The organism is Actinoplanes sp. NPDC048988 (assembly GCF_043197815.1).
GTDB lineage: Bacteria > Actinomycetota > Actinomycetes > Mycobacteriales > Micromonosporaceae > Actinoplanes.
In genome coordinates this window covers 284,247-303,179 of the sequence record NZ_JBICTW010000011.1, presented here as the reverse complement: position 1 = coordinate 303,179, position 18,933 = coordinate 284,247, and the positions used below count along the sequence as shown (strand labels likewise).

12 protein-coding genes are annotated in these 18,933 nt (G+C 73.4%); 9 read left to right on the top strand and 3 right to left on the bottom strand.

From position 1 onward, the window contains the following. Positions 1-91: 91 nt before the first annotated feature. Positions 92-580 carry a GNAT family N-acetyltransferase gene (locus tag ACGFJ7_RS30530; RefSeq protein WP_392645140.1) on the bottom strand — a complete coding sequence of 163 codons (489 nt, stop codon included), beginning with the start codon at positions 578-580 and terminating at the stop codon, positions 92-94. Positions 581-621: 41 nt separating this feature from the next. On the opposite strand from ACGFJ7_RS30530, the gene ACGFJ7_RS30525 reads away from it, so the two are divergent. Continuing rightward, positions 622-3,183 carry an ATP-binding protein gene (locus tag ACGFJ7_RS30525; protein ID WP_392645138.1) on the top strand — a complete coding sequence of 854 codons (2,562 nt, stop codon included), beginning with the start codon at positions 622-624 and terminating at the stop codon, positions 3,181-3,183. Continuing rightward, positions 3,084-3,311, top strand: a complete 228-nt coding sequence (locus ACGFJ7_RS30520; RefSeq protein WP_392645153.1) for a response regulator transcription factor — start codon at positions 3,084-3,086, stop codon at positions 3,309-3,311. Before ACGFJ7_RS30525 ends, ACGFJ7_RS30520 begins: the two co-directional genes overlap by 100 nt. Here ACGFJ7_RS30520 and ACGFJ7_RS30515 read toward each other — a convergent pair. Continuing rightward, positions 3,298-5,649, bottom strand: coding sequence for a LuxR C-terminal-related transcriptional regulator (locus ACGFJ7_RS30515; protein WP_392645136.1), 2,352 nt, complete (start codon positions 5,647-5,649; stop codon positions 3,298-3,300). The genes ACGFJ7_RS30520 and ACGFJ7_RS30515 overlap by 14 nt on opposite strands. Before the next feature lie 122 nt (positions 5,650-5,771). Between ACGFJ7_RS30515 and ACGFJ7_RS30510 the strand changes: the two genes are divergently transcribed. From ACGFJ7_RS30510 to ACGFJ7_RS30500, 3 genes are all read left to right on the top strand, one after another. Next, positions 5,772-8,510, top strand: coding sequence for an AAA family ATPase (locus tag ACGFJ7_RS30510; RefSeq protein WP_392645134.1), 2,739 nt, complete (start codon positions 5,772-5,774; stop codon positions 8,508-8,510). A gap of 476 nt (positions 8,511-8,986) precedes the next feature. Then, complete coding sequence (locus ACGFJ7_RS30505) at positions 8,987-9,784, top strand: SAM-dependent methyltransferase (protein ID WP_392645133.1); 798 nt, start codon at positions 8,987-8,989, stop codon at positions 9,782-9,784. Beyond that, the gene (locus tag ACGFJ7_RS30500) at positions 9,781-11,763 is read left to right on the top strand and encodes a putative bifunctional diguanylate cyclase/phosphodiesterase (protein ID WP_392645131.1); all 1,983 of its coding nucleotides are present in this window, start codon (positions 9,781-9,783) and stop codon (positions 11,761-11,763) included. Before ACGFJ7_RS30505 ends, ACGFJ7_RS30500 begins: the two co-directional genes overlap by 4 nt. Here the strand turns inward: ACGFJ7_RS30500 and ACGFJ7_RS30495 are convergent. Then, the gene (locus ACGFJ7_RS30495) at positions 11,673-13,568 is read right to left on the bottom strand and encodes an MFS transporter (RefSeq protein WP_392645129.1); all 1,896 of its coding nucleotides are present in this window, start codon (positions 13,566-13,568) and stop codon (positions 11,673-11,675) included. The two genes, ACGFJ7_RS30500 and ACGFJ7_RS30495, sit on opposite strands and share 91 nt — an antisense overlap. A 183-nt stretch (positions 13,569-13,751) precedes the next feature. On the opposite strand from ACGFJ7_RS30495, the gene ACGFJ7_RS30490 reads away from it, so the two are divergent. From ACGFJ7_RS30490 to ACGFJ7_RS30475, 4 genes are read left to right on the top strand one after another with little or no spacing between them, the layout of a single operon-like run. Then, positions 13,752-14,183 (top strand): universal stress protein, encoded by a 432-nt coding sequence (locus ACGFJ7_RS30490; protein ID WP_360261743.1) that lies wholly within the window; start codon positions 13,752-13,754, stop codon positions 14,181-14,183. Positions 14,184-14,226: 43 nt separating this feature from the next. Next, on the top strand, positions 14,227-16,056 hold the full coding sequence (locus ACGFJ7_RS30485) for a M48 family metallopeptidase (protein ID WP_392645127.1): 1,830 nt from the start codon (positions 14,227-14,229) through the stop codon (positions 16,054-16,056). Positions 16,057-16,086: 30 nt separating this feature from the next. After that, on the top strand, positions 16,087-17,211 hold the full coding sequence (locus ACGFJ7_RS30480; RefSeq protein WP_360261747.1) for a nitronate monooxygenase family protein: 1,125 nt from the start codon (positions 16,087-16,089) through the stop codon (positions 17,209-17,211). Beyond that, positions 17,198-18,712, top strand: coding sequence for an acetyl-CoA acetyltransferase (locus ACGFJ7_RS30475; protein WP_360261749.1), 1,515 nt, complete (start codon positions 17,198-17,200; stop codon positions 18,710-18,712). The genes ACGFJ7_RS30480 and ACGFJ7_RS30475 overlap by 14 nt, the downstream gene beginning before the upstream one ends. The last annotated feature ends 221 nt before the right edge of the window (positions 18,713-18,933 follow it).

Genomic DNA, 18,933 nt, shown 5'->3' with positions numbered 1-18,933 from the left:
GTTCGGGGTAGGACGTCGCAATCCACACCGAACCCGAAGGCCCTCACCTATTTCAAGATCTCCCCGTCACCAACGTCCGTGGTCAGAACAACTAGATCAGTGGGCTGCGGCGTTCGAGGAGCACCACGTCGCGCCAGCGGTCGCCGTGGCGGCCCAGGCGCTCGCGGACGCCGACCGTGCGGAAGCCGGCCGCGTGGTGCAGCGCCAGGCTGGCCGTGTTCTCGGGGAAGACGCCGGACTGGATGGTCCAGACGCCGGCCCGTTCGGTGGAGTCGATGAGCGCGCCCAGCAGGGCCCGGCCGACGCCCCGGCCGCGCGCCGCCGGATCGACGTAGATGGAGTGCTCGACCACCCCGGCGTACACCGGGCGGCTCGAGACGGCGGAGACGGCGACCCAGCCCAGGATCGTCTCGCCGACGGCGACGAACCGGTGCGCGGCGAGCCGGGCCGCGTCGAACTCGGCCCAGCCGGGGGCGGTCCGCTCGAAGCTGGCGTCGCCGCCGTCCAGCCCGGTCTGGTAGATGGCCAGCACGGCCCCGGCGTCAGCGGCCCGCATCGGCCGCAAGGAGACTTCGCTCATCCGTCAGGAGTCTAGACAGGCTGCTCAGGTACGTTGGCCGGGTGACGCCGCAACTTCGTGGCCGGGAAAAGGAGCTCGAGCGGCTCACGGCCGTCCTCGACCTCGTCGCGGCGGGTGAGGGCCAGGCGCTGGTCCTGCGCGGCCCGGCCGGCATCGGCAAGACCACGCTGGTCGCCCACGTCGCGGGCGAGGCGCGCGGACGGGGCTGGCGGGTGCTGCGCGCGGCCGGCGTGCAGGCCGAGGTCAATTTGCCGTACGGCGGACTCGAGCGCCTGCTGCGGCCGGTGGTGACCGCCTCCCGGCGCCGGTCGATCGACGAGATGCTGCTGGACGGCGAGACCGACGAGGCCGACCTGCGCCCGTACCGGGTGGCCCTGGCCGTGCTGGAACGCCTCGACGACGGCGAGGCGCGGCCGACGCTGATGATGGTCGACGACGCCCAGTGGCTCGACGAGGCGACCTGGCAGGTGCTCAGCTACGTCGGCCGCCGCCTCGGCGACGACGCCTTCCTGCTGCTGATGAGCATGCGCGACGGCGAGGAGACGACGCGGCGGCTCACCGGCTCGGGGCTGCCGGAGACGCCGGTCGGCCCGGTGAGCGACGAGGTGGCCCGCGAGATCGTCGCCGCCGTGGCCCCCGGGCTGCCCACGGTGCTGGTGCTGCGCGTGGTCGAGGAGGCCGGCGGCAACCCGCTCGGCCTGCACGAGCTGGCCACGGCGGCCGCCTCGGCCGGGGAGCGGGCCCTGCCGAGCGGCCTCTCCCTTCCCCAGCGGCTCGACGACACCTTCTCGGCCGCGATCGCCGACCTGCCCGCACCGAGCCGGCACGTCCTGCGCGTGGCGGCCCTGCACGACACCGACGACGCCGAGGAGATCCTGGGCGCCGCCGGCCTCACCGCGGCGGCCGTGCGGCCGGCGATCGACGCCCGGCTGGCCGAGCTCGGCGACACGGCCCTGCGGCTGCGTCATCCGCTCATCCGGTCGGCCGTGGTGCGCTCGATCCCAGCCGCCGACCGCCGGGCCATCCACGCCGCGCTGGCCCTGGCGGTCCGCGACGAGGACCGGCGCACCTGGCATCTCGCCGCCGCCGTGACCGGCCGGGACGAGCCGCTCGGGGACGCGATGGCCGACCTGGCGTTCCGGCTGCGGCAGCGCGGCGCTTCGCACACCGCCCTGTCGGCCTGGGAACGCGCGGCCGAGCTGACCGCCGACTCCGGCCGGCGGGCCTACCGCCTGGTCAAGGCCATCGACTGCGGCTACGACTCGGGGGACCTGGCCGCCATCAACCGGCTGGCGCCGCTGGTCGACGAGAGCCGGCTCACCCCGCACGAGATGCTGGCCATCGTGGCCCGGCGCAACGCCGTCGACGGCTACGGCGAGATGGGCGACGCCCAGTTGCTCACCTTCATCCGTACGGCCGAGCAGTGGCTCGCCGCCGGTGACGTCGACGGCGCCTTCGACCTGATCAACATGGTCGTCTTCCGGTTGTACTTCAGCCATCTGGCGCCCGGCACGCGCCAGGCCGCCCTCGCCTTCGTGGAGCACAGCGGCCGCGGCCTGGACGACCCGCACGTGCTCGCCTTCGTCGGCCTCACCGCGCCCCTGGACAACGGCCGCGCGGTCCTCGAGGCCCTGCCGCACCAGCTCACCCAGCCGATCGACACCCAGTTCCAGATGATCCTGGGCGCCACCAGCCTCGCCGTCGGCTCGCTGAGCCTGGCCCGGCAGTTCCTCGGCACCGCGGCGGCCCGCTGCCGCACGCAGCAACGGGTCGGCCTGCTGGCCCAGACCCTGGTCACCCAGGCCTGGGCGAGCGCTTTCGGGCACGACGCGTACGCCGCCGGTGGCGCCGCCGCCGAGGCGGTGCGCCTGGGTGACGAGACGGGATGGCCGCACTGGACCGCGGCCGCCCGCATGGCCCAGGGCATGGTGGCGGCGCTGCGCGGCGAGGACGCGATCGCCACCCAGGTGGCCGACGGCGCCGAGAAGGCACTGCTGGGTGCCGGACTGCACGGGATGCTCTGTCTGGTCCAGCTGATCCGGGGCACCTCCGCGCTCGCCGCCGGCAACGCCACGGCGGCCTTCGACCACCTGAGCCGGGCGCTCGACCCGGCCGACATGGCGTACCACCCGACCATCCGGTTCTGGGCGGTGGGCACGCTCGCCGAGGCGGCGGTCATGGCCGGCCGTACCGGCGAGCTCGCCCCCATGCTGGACCAGCTCGACGCCGAGGAGAAGCTGTGCGGCTCGCCGGCGCTCGCGGCGGGACTGGTCTACGCCCGCGCGGCCGTGCGGCTCGAGCACTCCGTGGACGACTACTCGCCGGAGGAGACCGCGACCGCCCTCGCCGCCCACCCGTTCGACAAGGCGCGCGCCGACCACGCGTACGGCGTCCGGCTGCGCCGCGACCGGCAGTACGGCAAGGCCCGGCCGTACCTGCGCTCGGCCATCACGATCTTCGAGGCGCTGGGCGCCGAGGCGTGGGCCGCCCGCTCACGCCGGGACTGCGAGCGGCCGGCGAGACCGTACGGCCGGCCGGCAACGCCCGCGACAGCCTCAGCCCGCAGGAGCTGCAGATCGCCACGCTGGCCGCGCAGGGACTGACCAACAAGGAGATCGGCCGCCAGCTGTTCCTGTCTCCCCGCACCGTCGGCACCCATCTCTACCGGCTCTTCCCGAAACTCGGCATCACGGCCCGAGCCGAACTGGCGGCCGCGCTCAGCCCGCACTGAGCACCTCGCGCAGCTGGGCCCGCTTGGAGACCCCCAGCTTCGGGAAGATGCGGTACAGCGACGCGCCGATGGTCCGGGGCGAGACGACGAGCAATTCGGCGATCTCCTTGTTGGTCAGCCCGCGCGCGGCCAGGGTGGCGATCCGGGCCTCCTGCGGGCTCAGGCTGGCCCGCGCGTCCTTCGCCGGCCGGACCACCTCACCGGCGGCCCGCAACTCGGCGGTGGCCTCGGCGGCCCAGGGCCGGGCCCGCGCGTCCGCGAGGACCTGCCGCGCCTCGGTCAGCTGGTCCCGGGCGTCCTCGGCGCGCTTGCGGCGGCGCAGCCACCGGCCGTGGAGCAGCCGGGTGCGGGCCAGCTCGAGCGGCGTGCCGGCGTCCTCGCCCTCGGCCAGCGCCCGCTCGAAATGCGCCTCCGCACCGTCGTCGTCGCCGCACAGCAGCGCCCGGCTCCGCTCGACGAGCATGGCCAGATGCCCGGACGCGGTGGTGTCCGCCGCCGTCGCCTCGACGATCCGGGCCGCCGCCTCGTGCTCGCCACAGTGGACGGCGGCCTCGGTGAGGTCGGCGATCGACCAGGCGGCGCGGGCGCGGTGCCGCCGGACCCGGCTCAGCTCCGTCCAGGCGTCGGCGTACCGGCGCTCGGTGAGCGCGAGAAGGCCGCTCGCCCAGCGCATCTCGGCCGCCGAGATGGCGATCGGGTCGTCGTGCCAGAGCGCGGCGTGCCGCTCGAGGGTGTTCCGCGCGTCCGGCCCGCGGCCCAGCCAGACCTGGGCCCGCGCCACCGTGCCGGCGGCGATGCCCATCACCTGGGTCGCGCCCACCCGCTCGGCGATCCGCAGCGCCTGCTCGGCGTCGGCCAGGCCCGCGGCCAGCTCACCGCAGGCGATGCGCAGCGCGGCCAGCCCGCGCAGGGACTGACACTCGTCGGCGTCCGAGCCGACCCGGCGGAACAGGTCGCGGCTCAGCGCCCAGGCGGTGTGCGCGGTCGCCAGGTCCTGCACCGACTCGGCCGCGATACCCAGCGAGAGCAGGGCGAGCGGATCGCCGGCGGCCTCGGCGACCAGCCAGGGCAGGCGCTCCCGGTGCTGGGCGGCGCCGTGCGCGGGGGCGAGCATGGCCAGCGCGATCGCCCGCAGCGGGCTGGACGAGGCGGTGCCGCGCAGCCGAGCCTCGATCCGCCGGCACTGGTGCGGCGGCAGGTGACGGGCGCGGCAGTGCACGGCCGCGCCCCACAGCACCCGTATCCGGTCGTCGCCGTCGAGCCGCTCGGCCAGCGCCTCGAACTCGCCGATGCCGCGCCCCGGCAGCCCCGCCGTCAGGTCGAGCAGGAGCTGGTTGGTGGCCAGGTCGGCGATGGTGCGGGAGTCGGCGGCCAGCGGCATCGCCTCGCCGAGCAGGGCGCGCGACCGCTCGGGCAGCCCGGCTGCGCGGGCGGCGCCGGCGGCCAGGGCGAGCCGCCGGATCCGGTCCGCGGCCGCCGGCGAGGCGGCGGCGGCACGGCGGAAGGCGACGGCCGCGGCGGCCTGCGCGCCGCCGGTCAGCGCCCGGCGGCCGGCCCGTTCCAGGTCGGCCGCCTCGGACTCGGTGCGGCCGCTCGAGGCGGCCGACCGGTGCCGCGCGGCGATACCCGGGTCGGACGCGACCTGGGAGAGCGCGAGGTGAACTCGGCGCCGCTCGGCCCCGTCACCGTCCGCGACGACGGCGGCGCCTTCGAGGCGGCGGTGGTCGAGGGCGGCCCACTCCTCGGTCGCGATGCCGAGGTGGCCGGCCGCGGTCATCACCTCGGACAGCGGCATGTCCCGCCCGGCCTCGGCCAGCAGCGCCAGCCTCCGGCCGGCCGGGCGGGCGTTCGCCGGCCCGGCGGCGGGCCGGATCCGCTCGGCCGGCAGGCTCCGCAGGGCGGGCGGCTGGCCTTCCGGATGCACCGTCGCGATCAGGGCGACGGGCAGATCCGCCAGGCGCCGGGCCACGAAGCACAGCACGTCGAGGGTGGGCCGATCGAGCCACTGACAGTCCTCGGCGACGAGAACGAGCCGCTCGCCCCGCGCCTCCAGCAGGCTCCGCGCCGCCAGCCCGACCAGGAGCCGGTCCGCCCCGGCGTCCCCGCCCAGGGCCGCCTCCAGGGCGCGCCGCCGCCCGACCGGAAGCCCGCCGCCGGCCAGCACGGGCTCGAGCAGATCGCCGAGGCCGGCGTAGGCGGGCGCGTGCGTGCCCGGCACCCCGCGGCACGCGAGCCGCCGGTAGCCGGCGGACTCGGCCGCGCCGGCCACGGCGCCGGCCGACGCCACGCGGTCCGCACTCGTCTCGGCCTCGATCACCACTACCTGGTTCATGGTCATGACCCCCCTTCTTCATCCTGATGACGTACGCCCCCACGCCCGCGTAAGTCATCCGACGTCATCTCGCCCGCTCGTGACCGGGCGCACAGCCGTTCGGCGCCGGCCGGCCGCAAGATGGGCCCATGATCGGGCGTGACGAAGAGCTGGCCGAGCTGTCCACACTGCTGGACACGGGTGGGGCCGTGTTCCTGTCCGGCGAGGCCGGCATCGGCAAGACCGCGATCCAGGAGGCCGTGGCCGGCCTGGCGCGCGACCGTGGCGTCACGGTGTTGCGCTGCGCCGGTGTCCTCGACGACCTGCCGGTGGACTTCGCCGACCTGCACGAGCTGCTGCTGCCGGTCCTGGACCGGGTCGTCGGCCTTCCGGCGCACCACCGGAACGCGGTGCGGGCCGCGTTCGGCGAGACCGGCGAACCGGTGGACGCGGCCCGGCTCAAGCCCGCCGTGCTGGCCCTGCTGGGGCTCGCACCGGTGGCCGTCCTGGTCGACGACTGGCAGTGGCTCGACCCGTCCACCCGGGACGTGCTGAGCTTCGTGGCGGCCGGGCTCTCCGACGGCCCGGTCTTCCTGGCCGCGACCCTGCGGGCGAGCGCCGGGGTGACCGTGCCCGCGCGCCGGCGGCGCAGGGAATTGAGGCCGCTCACCGATGGCGCGGCGAACGCCCTGCTGGACACCCTCCCGGTGACGGCGAGCCGGGCCGCTCTGCTCGCCCGGGCCGGCGGCAACCCGCTGGCCCTGATCGAGCTCGCGGGCGGCGCGCGGATGACCGAACGTCTGGAGTGGTCGTTCCTGCGCGAGACGCACACTCACCAGCCCGGAAGCCGGACGCTGCTGTTGTGCGCGGCCGCCGACGCCGGGCTGACCGTCGCCGAGCTGATGGGCGCCGGGGCCGAGCTGGGGTTCGACGACACCGACCTGGCCGCCGTCGAACAGGCCGGGCTGCTCACTGCCGGGCGCGACCGGCTGGTCTTCCGGCACCCGCTGGTGCGGTCGGCCGCGTACGACGGCGCCACCCTCGCCGACCGCCTCGCCGCCCACCGAGCCCTGGCCCGGGCCAGCACCGACCCCGACCGGGCCGCCTGGCACCGGGCCGCCGGAACGGCCGGCGCCGACGACGAGGCCGCCGCCGACCTGGCCGGCGTCGGCCGGCGAGCCGCCGGGCGCGGCGCACCCCGCGACGCGGTCACCGCCATGCGCCGGGCGGCCGAGCTCAGCACCTTCCCGGGGCGGCGCGCCGGCTACCTCGCCGAGGCGGCCGAGGTGGCGCGCCAGGCCGGACTCGGCGCGCTCTGCGCCCAGCTGGTCGAACAGGCGCGCAGCGCCGGCCCGGCCCCCGACGCGCTCATCCGGCTCGCCCAGACCGAGGCCGGCAACAGCAGCGCCTGCGGCCAGGGCTCGCGCAGCGCGCTGGGCCTGCTCGTCCTGGTCCACGAGGCCGCCCGCGCCCACCCCGGACGCCCCGAGGAGCCCCTGCGCCTGCTCTGGGCCGTGGCCGGGCTGTCCTTCCACTTCCCGCAGCTCGCCGTCGTCCGGGAGGCGGCCGTGGCGGAACTACGGCGGCTGCCGCTCGACCCGGCCGACCCGGTCCGGGCCGTCGCGCTCGCCCTGCTCGACCCCGTGGGCCAGGCCGCCGGCGTCCGCCCCCGCCTGGCCGAGATGCTGCCGCTGGTCGCCGAGGACTCCAAACTGCTGCTGACGTACGGCTGGGCGGCCTCAGTTCTGCACGACCTGCCCCACGCCGTGGCCGGCCACGAGGCGGCCCTGGCCCACCTGCGCCGCCGGGGCCGCTGCGGCGACGAGGCTCGCGAGCTGGCGTTCCTGGCCACGGTCCGGGTCGTCACGGGCGACCTGGGACGGGCCCGGTCCGACGCCCTGACCGCGATCCGGATGAGCGCGGCCCTCGGCATGCCGATGGCCGAGGCCGAGGCGCAGGCCGCCCTGGCCCTGGTGCACGCCTGGTCCGGCGACACCGACGCGGTGTCCGCCGCGATCGATCTGGGCCGGGAACGCACGGTCACGCCGTGGCGTTCGACCGTGGCCCGGCTCAGCTGGGCGGCGGGCCTGTCCGCGCTCGGCGGCCGCCGCTACCGCGAGGCGTGGACTGCCCTGCGCGGCACCGCCGCCGACCCCACCACCGCGGCCTGGGCGATCGCCGACATAGCCGACGCGGCCGCCCTGAGCGCCAAGACGGACGTCACCCTCACCACCGGAACGGACCCCGCCGTCAACGCCAAGACGGACGCCGCCCGGGAACTGCTCGCGCAGGTGCCGCCGACGGACTCCGGCCACCTCGGCGCGGTGACGCGGCGGGCCCACGCGCTGCTGGCCACCACGCCGGAGGACGCGGCCCGCCACTTCGAGGCCTCCCTGGAGTGCGCCGAGCGGGCCGGTTCCCCGCTGGAGCTGGCCCGCACCCGCCTGGCGTACGGCCGCTGGCTGCGCCGCACCCGCCAGGTCGCCCGTTCCCGGGCCGAGCTCACCGCGGCCCTGACCGCCTTCACCGCGGCCGGCGCGCGGGCCTGGGCCGGCCAGGCCGCCGACGAGCTCCGGGCCGCCGGCCACCACACCGCCGGCCCGCTGATCGAACCCCACCCCGCCGACGGCGACCGGCCGGCCGCCCCGGCCGCGACCGGCGGCGCGGTGACCGCACTGCTGACCGCCCAGGAACGCCGGGTGGCCGAGCTGGCCGCGACCGGCCTGACCAACAAGGAGATCGCCAACCGCCTCTACCTGTCGCACCGCACCGTCGGCTCGCACATGCACCGCCTGCTGCACAAGCTCGGCCTCACCTACCGCACGCAGCTCCCCGACGCCCTGGCCCGCCCGCGGGCCGAGCGCTCCCCGGAGCGAGCGACCGCGTAGCCAGTAAGCCATCAGGCCGGCGTCGCCTCCTCGGCCGCGCCCCGCAGGCCTTCCACAGCGCCCAGGGGGATCGCTCGCCGCCGGTGGACGCCCGTTCGGGCTCGGACAGCAACGCCCACAGGATCGGGTTGAAGCACAGCAAGGACAGCACAAGGAAGGCCAGGATCGGCAGGACGCCGGCCCAGGGAGATCCGCGCCGGGCGGGCAGGCTCAGCAAGACCGGCCGCACGGACCTCGGGGTGATGAGGCGGGGCGGCCGGCAGGAGCGTGGCCGCGTCGAAGGTGTGCCGGCTGATCGCACGGGTGCGCCAGCCGCGGCCGGACGTGGCGGGTGATCAGGCGAAGAGGTCAGGCGAGCCGGGGCAGAAACCTGAGGACCGAAGACTGTGGCACCCGGAGATGGTTGCACCTGTGATGCCCATTCGATAGACAGTTGTGGTTCTTGGACGGGGCTGTGCCAAAGGCTGGGGGTCAAGGTGGCGGAAGACTGGGTTCCCGCGGGCGTCGACGTGAGCCGGCCGTCGGCGGCGCGGGTTTATGACTATTTTCTGGGCGGGGCGCACAACTTCGCCGTGGATCGGCAGCTGGCCGAGCAGATCGAGGCGATGACGCCGAACATCGCGGAGACGATGCGGTCGAACCGGGTTTTCCTGCGCCGGGCCGTGCGGTTCCTGGTGGCGCGGGGAGTGCGGCAGTTCCTCGACATCGGGTCGGGCATCCCCACCGCCGGCAACGTGCATGAGATCGCCCTCGAGGCGGCCGCGGATTCCAAGATCGTGTACGTGGATGTGGATCCCGTCGCGGTGGAGCACAGCCGGGCCATCCTGGCCGGTACGCCCAACACCGCCGTGATCCTGGCCGACGCGCGTGACGTCGAGCGGATCCTCGCCGAGGCCGGCAAGCTCCTCGACTTCGACGAGCCGGTCGCCGTCCTGCTGGCCGGGGTCGTGCACTTCATCCCGGACGCTGACGACCCGGCCGCCACCGTGAAGGCGCTGCGCGACGCGGTGCCGCCGGGCAGCTGGCTGCTCATCTCGCACGCCACCGCCGACGGGCAGCCGGCCGAGGTCATCGAGGCGCAGCGGCTCTCGGGACGGACCGCCACCGAGATCACGCTGCGGCCGGCGGCCGAGATCGAGGCGTACTTCGACGGGTTCGAGCTGGCCGAGCCGGGCCTGGTCTTCATTCCGCTCTGGCGGCCCGACCCGCAGGAGCCGGCGGACGAGCACCCGGAGCGCGTCGGCGCGTACGCGGGAGTCGGAAAGAAGAAATGAGCTTCGTCGAGCTGTGGCGCCGGCAGCTCGTCGCGGCCGGATTCGTGCCGCTGGACGCCGGGCAGCTGGACGAGCTGCTGTCCGGGCTCGCCGGGCGCCTGCGGGCGGGCGACAGCGGGGAGGTGGTGGGCGCGGCGCTGGTCGAGGCTCATCTCACCGACCCGGCGATGCTGGCCGCCACCGTCGAGGTGATCGATGACCCGCGGGTCGCGGCGCAGGTGGCGGCCGGCTACGCACAGGCGATCCGGGCCGCCACCATGGCCGATCAGGAGGAGCTCAACCAGGCGGTGCTGCGCGCGTTGCGGGCGAGCGAGGCGCGCCTGCGGGCCGTGTTCGACAACGCCGCCATCGGCATCGGCGTCAGCGCCATGGACGGCCGGATCGTGCAGGTCAACCAGGCCTTCGCCGATCTGCTCGGCTACACCCGGGAACAGATGTGCCACCTGCTCGTGCCGGGGCTGACGCATCCCGAGGACCCGCGCGACATGTGGCGCATGTACGAGGGGGTCATCAACGGCGACGTCGACCACGTCCGGATGGAGAAGGCGTACTACCGCAAGGACGGCGGTGAGATCTGGACCGACCTGACCGTCTCGCTGATCCGCGACGACGAGGGGCGGCCCGAGTTCACCATCGCGATGGTGCAGGACATCACCGACCGGCGGCGGCTCAAGAAAAGGCTCGAACATCAGGCCACCCACGACCCTCTGACGGGCCTTCCCAACCGTACGAAAATCGCCTCCGATCTGGTCCGGATCTTCCGCGACAAGGCGAGTGTCGGCGTCTGCTACCTGGATCTCGACGGTTTCAAGAGAATCAACGACACGCTGGGCCACCAGGTGGGCGACGAACTGCTGGCGGCCGTCGCGAAACGCCTCGAGCGCAGCACGAACCACGTCGCCGGCCGGATGGGCGGCGACGAATTCGTCGTCCTGGTCGAGGACCCCGCGGACATGCGCAAGCTCGCGGGAAGCCTTTTGCGGGAGCTTTCCCGGCCGTACGTCATCCGCAAGCACCGCCTGCGCATTTCGGCCAGCATCGGCGTCGTCGAGAGCGAGGTCGCCGCGACCAGCCCGCAGGAGCTGATGAAGGCCGCGGACCTGACCCTGTACGCGGCCAAGTCGGACGGCCGGGGCCGTTTCGTCATGTACGACTCGGAGCGCGACGCCCGCCAGGCCGCGCGGTACGCCCTGGCCGCGGAGATGCCGGACGCCCTCGACCGCCGCGAGTTCACACTGGTCTACCAGCCGCTGGTCTCGCTCCAGGACCGGGAATTGCGGGGCGTCGAGGCTCTGGTGCGCTGGGATCATCCGCGGCTCGGGCGGATCGGCCCGGACGCTTTCATCCCGCTCGCGGAAGAGACCGGCGTCATTCTGCCGCTGGGCCGCTGGGTGCTCGAGGAAGCCTGCGCGCAGGCCGCGGAATGGGCCAAGGAGTTCCCCGGCCGGCGGGTGGCCATGAGCGTCAACATGACCGTCTCCCAGGCGCACGATCCGGGGCTGCTGGCCGATGTGGACGGCATTCTCCTGCGTACGGGATGGGACCCGGCTCTTCTGGTTCTGGAATTGACCGAGAGTGCGGTCATGGACCCGGAGGGAACGGCGTCGCTGCACGGCCTGGCCGAGCGGGGAATCCGCATCGCGATCGACGACTTCGGCACCGGCTATTCGAATCTGGCCTATCTTCGGCGACTGCCTGTGCACGTGCTCAAATTGGCCGGGCCGTTCGTCGAAGGGCTGCGCGAGGACGGGGAGAGCGACAGCGTGGACGAGCGGATCGTCGAGACGATCATCAGGCTCGCCCACGCCATCGGCATCAGCGTCACGGCCGAGGCCGTCGAGACGGCGCCGCAGGAGGCCACGCTGCGCCGGCTCGGCTGCGACACCGGTCAGGGCTGGCTGTTCTCGCGGCCGCTCTCCTCCTCGGGGGTCACCGAGCTGCTGGTGAACAGCCTCTCCTCGTCGAGCGCGGACGTCTGAACGACCAGCACGTCGCAGACCGCGTTGCGGACGACGCCGGCCGGCACCGAGCCCAGCAGCGCGCCCTGGGAGGCGCCGAGCCCTCGGTTGCCGACCACGATCAGGTTGGCCGGGTTGTTGCCGACGGTGTCCAGCAGGGCCTGGGCCGGATCTCCCTCGACCAGGCGCTGTTCGATGTAGCGGGCGCGTTCCCGGGTCAGCCCGGTGACCGATTTGCTCAGCGCCTCGCGCGCGACCTCGGCGCCGTAGAGGTCCCGGTGCACGCCTTCCGCGGCGGGGGCCGACGTGCCGGTCCGGTAGGCCGTCACCACGATCAGCCGCGCCTGGGCGGCCTGGGCCACCTCGGCCGCCCGGTCCACGGCGTACAGGCTGGTCGCCGTGCCGTCCGAACCGACGACCACCCGGTCGTACACCGTGATGCTCCGCTTGCCGCCCAGCGGCACGATCGGCGACTCGTCCACCTCGTTGGGCGGGTTGACCCAGAGCATCGCTATCGCGCCGAGGCCGAGCAGCACACCGGCCAGGGTGATCGCGTTCGAGCCCTTGCCACCCAGCCAGTGCTCGAAGATCCAGCCGAAGGTGATCGTCTGGATCAGCATCGGCACCACGATCATCATGTTGAGGATGCCCATGTAGACGCCGGTCCGCTTGGCCGGGACCATGCTGGCGACCATCAGGTACGGCACGCCGACCGCGCTCGCCCAGAAGATGCCGACGCCGATCATCGGGATCAGCGTGACCCACTGGTTGTCGATGCGGGCCAGCCAGACCAGCGACAGCGCGGCCAGCCCGAGCGCGATCGCGTGCACCCGCTTGGCTCCGATCCGCTGCGCGAATCCGACCAGGAACAGCGCCGAGATCATCGTGACGAAGTTGTAGGCGCCGTTGGCCAGGCCGCTCCAGGCGATCGCGTCGTCCCAGGCCTTGCCGCCGGTCTCCGGGTTGGAGTTGAACACGGTCTCGCCCAGGCTCACGGCGAGGAACTGCCAGTAGATGAACATGGCGTACCACTGGAACGCGAAGACCACGCCGATCTTGTGCATGGCCACGGGCATCGACCGGACGGCGTCGGCGATCTCCCGGACCGCCGGTCCCAGGCCCTTCGGGGCCGCGCGCATCTCGGCCAGCTCGTGGTCCGGGGGCTTGAGTTCCTTCGTACGGATCATGGCCGTCAACACGGTCAGCAGGATGCAGAACGTGCCGATCATGAAGCAGGCGAACATCCAGTACGGCACCCCGTTGCCGGCCGTGCCCTGCAGCGGCTCCACCTTCTGCAGCAGGAACAGCGACAGGTTGGCCAGCACCGCGCCGGCGCCGGTGAACATGCTCTGCGTCAGGAAGCCGCGGGCCAGCTGTGATTTCGGCAGCCGGTCGGAGATGAACGCCCGGTACGGCTCCATCGAGGTGTTGTTGCCGGCGTCGAGCAGCCAGAAGCAGATCACGCCGAGCCAGAGGACGCCGACGAACGGGAACAGGAACAGGATGATCGAGCACAGGATCGCGCCGGACACGATGAACGGCCGTCGCCGTCCCCACCGCGGATGCCAGGTGCGGTCGCTGATCGCGCCGATCAGCGGCTGGATGACCAGGCCGGTGACCGGTCCGGCCAGGTTGAGGATCGGCAGCTGTTCGGGGCTCGCCCCGATCAGGAGGAACAGCGGGTTCACCGCCGACTGGGTGAGCCCGAAGCTGAACTGCACCCCGAAGAATCCGAGGTTCATCATCAGCAGGGCGGGACCCGTCATCAGTGGCCGTCGCTCCTCCGACGGTGCCTGCTCGACGGTGTCCGACGTCGTAGTGGTCATGAGCTCACCTCTTCGACCGAGCTTTTCCGGGTGTGATCCACATCACACTCCTTGGCCGAAGCTAAACCGGGTGTGCATGGGTCGCAACTCGGAGTGCCGATGCGTTCGGCTGGGGCGGGAATCGACGGCCGCCGTTGACCCTCCGCCGGGCGTGGACTTGTAATGGCGTCGGAGGTGACGGTGATGAGCGCATGGAAGACCGTCGTCGTCGGCGTCGACGGATCACCCGGCAGCCGCAAGGCGCTGACCTGGGCCGCCGCCGAGGCCGCCGATCACGGCGCCGACCTGGTCGTGGTCAACGTCTGGGAGCACACGCTGCTGCCGCCGGCCGGCAGTGTCAGCGTCTCCGAGCGGTACGTGCCCGAGCCCACCCAGCGCACCTCGGACGACCTCGTCCAGGTCATCCGGGAGGAACTCGGCGCCGAGCCGCCGATCCTCGTCCGCCCGCACGTCAAGCAGGGACGCGCGGCCAAGGTCCTGATCGACGAGTCGGCCGGGGCCGACCTGCTCGTCGTCGGGCACCGCGGCCACGGCGGCTTCGCCGGGCTGGTGCTCGGCTCGGTCAGCCAGCACGTCGCCTCGTACGCGAAATGCCCGGTGACGGTGGTCCGCTGAGCGGTGTATCTTCCTTCCACTTTCACGGGGAGGAAGATCGATCGTGTCCACTGCGTCGCGGGCCGCTCTGTCGGTCGCCATGCTGGTCGGGTTCTATGTGCTGGGCCTGATCCAGCTCGCGGCGGCCGGTTTCCTGCTGTACGAGATCTGGGGCCACCTGCACGGCTACGGCGCGGCCAAGCTGAGCTGGCTGGTGATCATCGGGGTCGGCGCGGTCGTCGTGGGTCTCGGCAAGGCGCTGTTCGCCAAGCCGGGCGATCCCGAGGGCCTGCTGGTCACCCCGCGGCAGGCACCCGACCTGTGGCGTCTCGTGCACGACATGGCGACCGCGGCCGGCACCCGCGCGCCCGACGAGATCCGGCTCATCCCCGAGGTCAACGCGGCCGTCACCGAGGACGCCCGGCTGCTCGGGCTGGTCTCCGGCGTGCGGCGGCTCTACCTGGGCATCCCTCTGCTCCAGGCCTTCACCGTCGATCAGCTGCGCTCGGTCGTCGCGCACGAGCTCGGCCACTACTCCGGATCCCACACGCGCCTGGCCGCCATCACCTACCGCGGCCGGACCGCCCTGCACGAGACGCTGCGCCGCCTCGGCCCGTTCAACGTGTTCGGGTGGGTCTTCAAGGCCTACGGCCGCCTGTACCTTCTGGTCAGCAACGCCGTGACCCGGCGGCAGGAGCTGGAGGCCGACCAGGTCTCGGTGCGCGTGGCCGGCGTCGGCGCCGCGACCTCCACCATGCGGGAACTGCCAGTGGTCGGCGCCGCCTGGAACTTCTACTTCAACAACTACATTTCGTACGGCTGGGAGCTCGGTTACGCCCCGGACGACGTGTTCGGCGGGTTCCGCCACCTGTACGCGGCTCGCACCCAGGAGCTGGCCAAGCTGCGCGACGAGGAACCCGAGAGCCACACGTCGCGCTGGGACACCCACCCGTCGGCGGGGGAGCGGATCGCCGCCATGCGGGCGCTCCCGCCCGTACAGCACCCGGCCGACGACCGTCCCGCCGGCGATCTCGTCCCGCAGCTCACCGAGGCCGGTCTGGCGCTGCAGCGCGAGGTCGTCGACTTCGGCCCGCGGACCGTGCTGCCGTGGCCCGACTTCACCGCGGCCTCGATGACCCTGGTCACGCAGCACCGCGCCGACCGGGTGTTCCGCTCGCTGTCCCGGCTCTCCGGGATTCCCGAGGCCGGGCTGCCCGAGCTGTTCGAGCTGGTCGCCCAGGGCCGCCTGCGCGAACTGGCGGCCGAGTTCCTGCCCGAGTCGCCCGACCCGGTCACCGAGTTCGCCGACATCATGGACACGCTGATCACCCTGGCCGCCGTCCGCAGCGGCCAGGCGCGCTGGGAACACTCGTGGTCCTCGCCGGCCCGGATCGTGCACACCTCGGGCGTGCCGGTCGACTACTCCGAGATCGCCAAGCTGGCCGTGTCGCCGGAGACGCTCGGCGAGGCCCGGGCCCGGATGGCCCAGCTCGGCATCCACGTCGAGGCCGCCCGCGTCGTCGAGCCCCGGGCCACCGGCGCCGGCTCCGACGTGATCGGCGCGATGGCCAACGTCCGCGCCGGCGACCAGGAGACCGACCTGATCCTGCTCAACCAGGGCCTCGTGCTGGTGCCGGCCCCGAAGAGCACCGACGAGGGCGAGGGCCGGATCGCCCGGATGCTGTCCTCGCACGACCCGGCCGAGCTGGCCCGGACATACCGCTACGTGCCCTTCGAGGAGGTCACCAGCGCCAGGATCGTCAAGGCGGTGCCGCTCAACGCCGAGCTCACCTTGCACGGCGGGGCGACGCTGGTCTTGAAGGAACGCTGGTCGGGCGACACGATCGGGGACAGCCGCGACACCCTGACCGAGATCCTGCGCCGTTTCAGCTGAAGGTTCGTCAGTTCCGAAGGGGGAGACCGCATGCGTACGGCCCTGACCGAGTTGCTCGGCGTCGAGCACCCGATCGTCGGCTTCAACCGGTCACCGGCGGTGGTCGCGGCGGTCACCAACGCCGGCGGCTTCGGGGTGCTGGCCGCCTCGGCGTACTCACCGGCCGAGCTGGACGCCCAGCTGAGCTGGATCGAGGAGCGGGTGGGCGGGAAGCCGTACGGCGTCGATCTGCTCGTGCCTTCCAAGTTCGTCGCCGGAGACCCGGGCTCTCTCGTCGCAAGCCTGCGCGCCCAAATCCCTCCATCGCATTTGACTTTTGTTCAGTCTTTGTTGGACAAGTACGACATTCCCGTTTCGTCGTCCGTGGTCGACCACAGCGAGGTCGCCGCGGCGATCACGCCGGACGGGGCGCCGGCGCTGCTCGACGTGGCGTTCGAACACCCGATCGCGCTGATCGCCAACGCGCTCGGCACGCCGCCGCCGTCGCTCGTGGCGCGGGCCAAGGAGGCCGGCGTCGTGGTCGCCTCGCTGGTCGGCAAGGCCGAGCACGCGCAACGGCAGATCGCGGCCGGTGTCGACGTGCTCGTCGCGCAGGGCACCGAGGCCGGCGGGCACACCGGCACGATCGCCACCATGGTCCTCACCCCCGAGATCGTCGACATCGCCGGCGACCGCCCGGTCCTGGCCGCCGGCGGCATCGCCGACGGACGGCAGATGGCGGCGGCGCTCGCGCTCGGCGCCGCCGGCGTGTGGTGCGGCTCGGTGTGGCTCTCCAGCGAAGAGGACATCGCGGTCCAGGCCATCAAGGACAAGTTCCTCGGCGCGACCAGCGCCGACACGGTGCGCTCACCCACCCGTACCGGAAAACCGGCCCGTCAGCTGCGCACCGCCTGGCACGACGAGTGGGAGGCGCCCGGCAGCCCGCAGCCGCTGCCGTTGCCCCTGCAGCTCATGCTGGTCGAGGAGGCCTGGCAGCACATCGACGCGGCCGCCCAGGACGGCCACGAGGGCGCGCTCAAACTGGAGTCGTTCTTCGTGGGCCAGGTCGTCGGCTCGTTCCGGGACATCCGGCCCGCCGGGGAGATCACCCGGCGGATGGCCGAGGACTGCCAGCGCCGCATCGCCGAGCTCGGAGGTCTCATTGCCCCTGCCTGACAGCACCCCGGTCATCGTCGGCGCCGGCCAGGTCTCGGAACGCTTCGGCGCGCCCGGCTACCGCGGCCGGTCACCGGCCGACCTGGCCGCCGACGCCGCCCGCGAGGCCCTCGACGACGCCGCCGTCGCCGCCTCCGAGATCGACACCATTGCGGGGGTACGGCAGTTCGAGATCTCTCTGCCGTTCTCGCAGGCCCCGCTCGGCCGGTCGGACAACTTCCCGCGGTCGGTGGCGGCCCGCCTCGGCGCCGCGCCCTACCGGGCGGTGCTCGAGGTCGGCGGCGGCCAGAGCCCGCAGCACCTGGTCAACGAGTTCGCGGCGGCCATCGCGGCCGGCGACGCGCGGGTCGTGCTCCTGACCGGCGCCGAGGCCATCTCCACCGTCGAGCGCCTGGCCCGCTCCGACGACCGGCCCGACTTCACCGAGCACGCGCCCGGATCGCTCGAGGACCGCGGATTCGGGCTCGACGGGATAGTGGACCTCTCGCATTTCCCGTACGGGCTGACCGACACGCCCGCGTACTACGCGCTCTTCGAGAACGCCCGCCGTGCCCGCCTGGGCCTGTCGCGTTCCGCGTACGCGGCCGCCATGGGGGAGCTCTTCGAGCCGTTCACCCGCATCGCGGCGGGCAACCCGCACGCGGCGGCGCCGACCGTGCGGAGCGCGGCCGAACTGGTCACCGTCTCCGAGGCGAACCGGCCCATCGCCGACCCGTACACGCGGTACCTGGTGGCCCGCGAGAAGGTCAACCAGGGCGCGGCGGTGCTGCTCATGTCGCTGGCGGCGGCGCGGCGTCTCGGCGTACCCAAAGAGAAGTGGGTCTTCGTGGCCGGCCACGCCGACCTGCGGGAACGCGACCTGCTGGCCCGCGCCGACCTGTCGGCCAGCCCGGCCGCGGTGACGGCGACCAGGCACGCCCTCGACCTGGCCGGCATCGACATGGACGGCCTGGGCAGCATGGACCTCTACAGCTGCTTCCCGGTGCCGGTCTTCGCCATCACCGACGCGTTCGGCCTGTCGCCGGACGACCCGCGCGGCCTGACGGTGACCGGCGGCCTGCCGTTCTTCGGCGGGGCGGGCAACAACTACTCGATGCACGCGATCGCGTCGACGGTGTCCCGGTGCCGCGCCGAACAGGGAAGCCACGGTTTCGTGGGCGCCAACGGCGGCATGATGAGCAAATACTCGACCGGCGTCTACACGGCCACGCCGGTGGCGTGGAGGCCCTCCGACAGCCAGAAACTGCAGGCGGAACTCGACGCCCGCCCGGCCCCCGGCGAGGCCACGTCCGCGTCCGGCCCGGCGGTGATCGAGACGTACACGGTCAAACACGACCGGACCGGCGACCGGACCGGCATCGTCATCGGCCGCCTGGAATCCGACGGCCGCCGTTTCCTGGCCCACGGCGACGACATCCTCGACCTGCTCACCGAGGGCGAGCCGATCGGAACCCGGGTGATCGCGCGCACCGGCGACGACGGCAACCGCGTCACCGTGTGACAGCTCATCGCTTCGGCCGCGACCGGAAGGGGCGGAAGAAGTCGCGGAGCTCCCGCGGTCGAGACCGCCCGCGCGGCCACCGGACGGTGCCCTCGGCGACTGACGTGCTGAGACTGGCGCGTGCTCGGCGACGTGGACCGCGAACGACTCCAAGCCGGCTTCCGCCCGGCGCTGATCCACCGCTCCGGGTCTTCGCGCGGCCACGGCGTGTCTCGATCCAG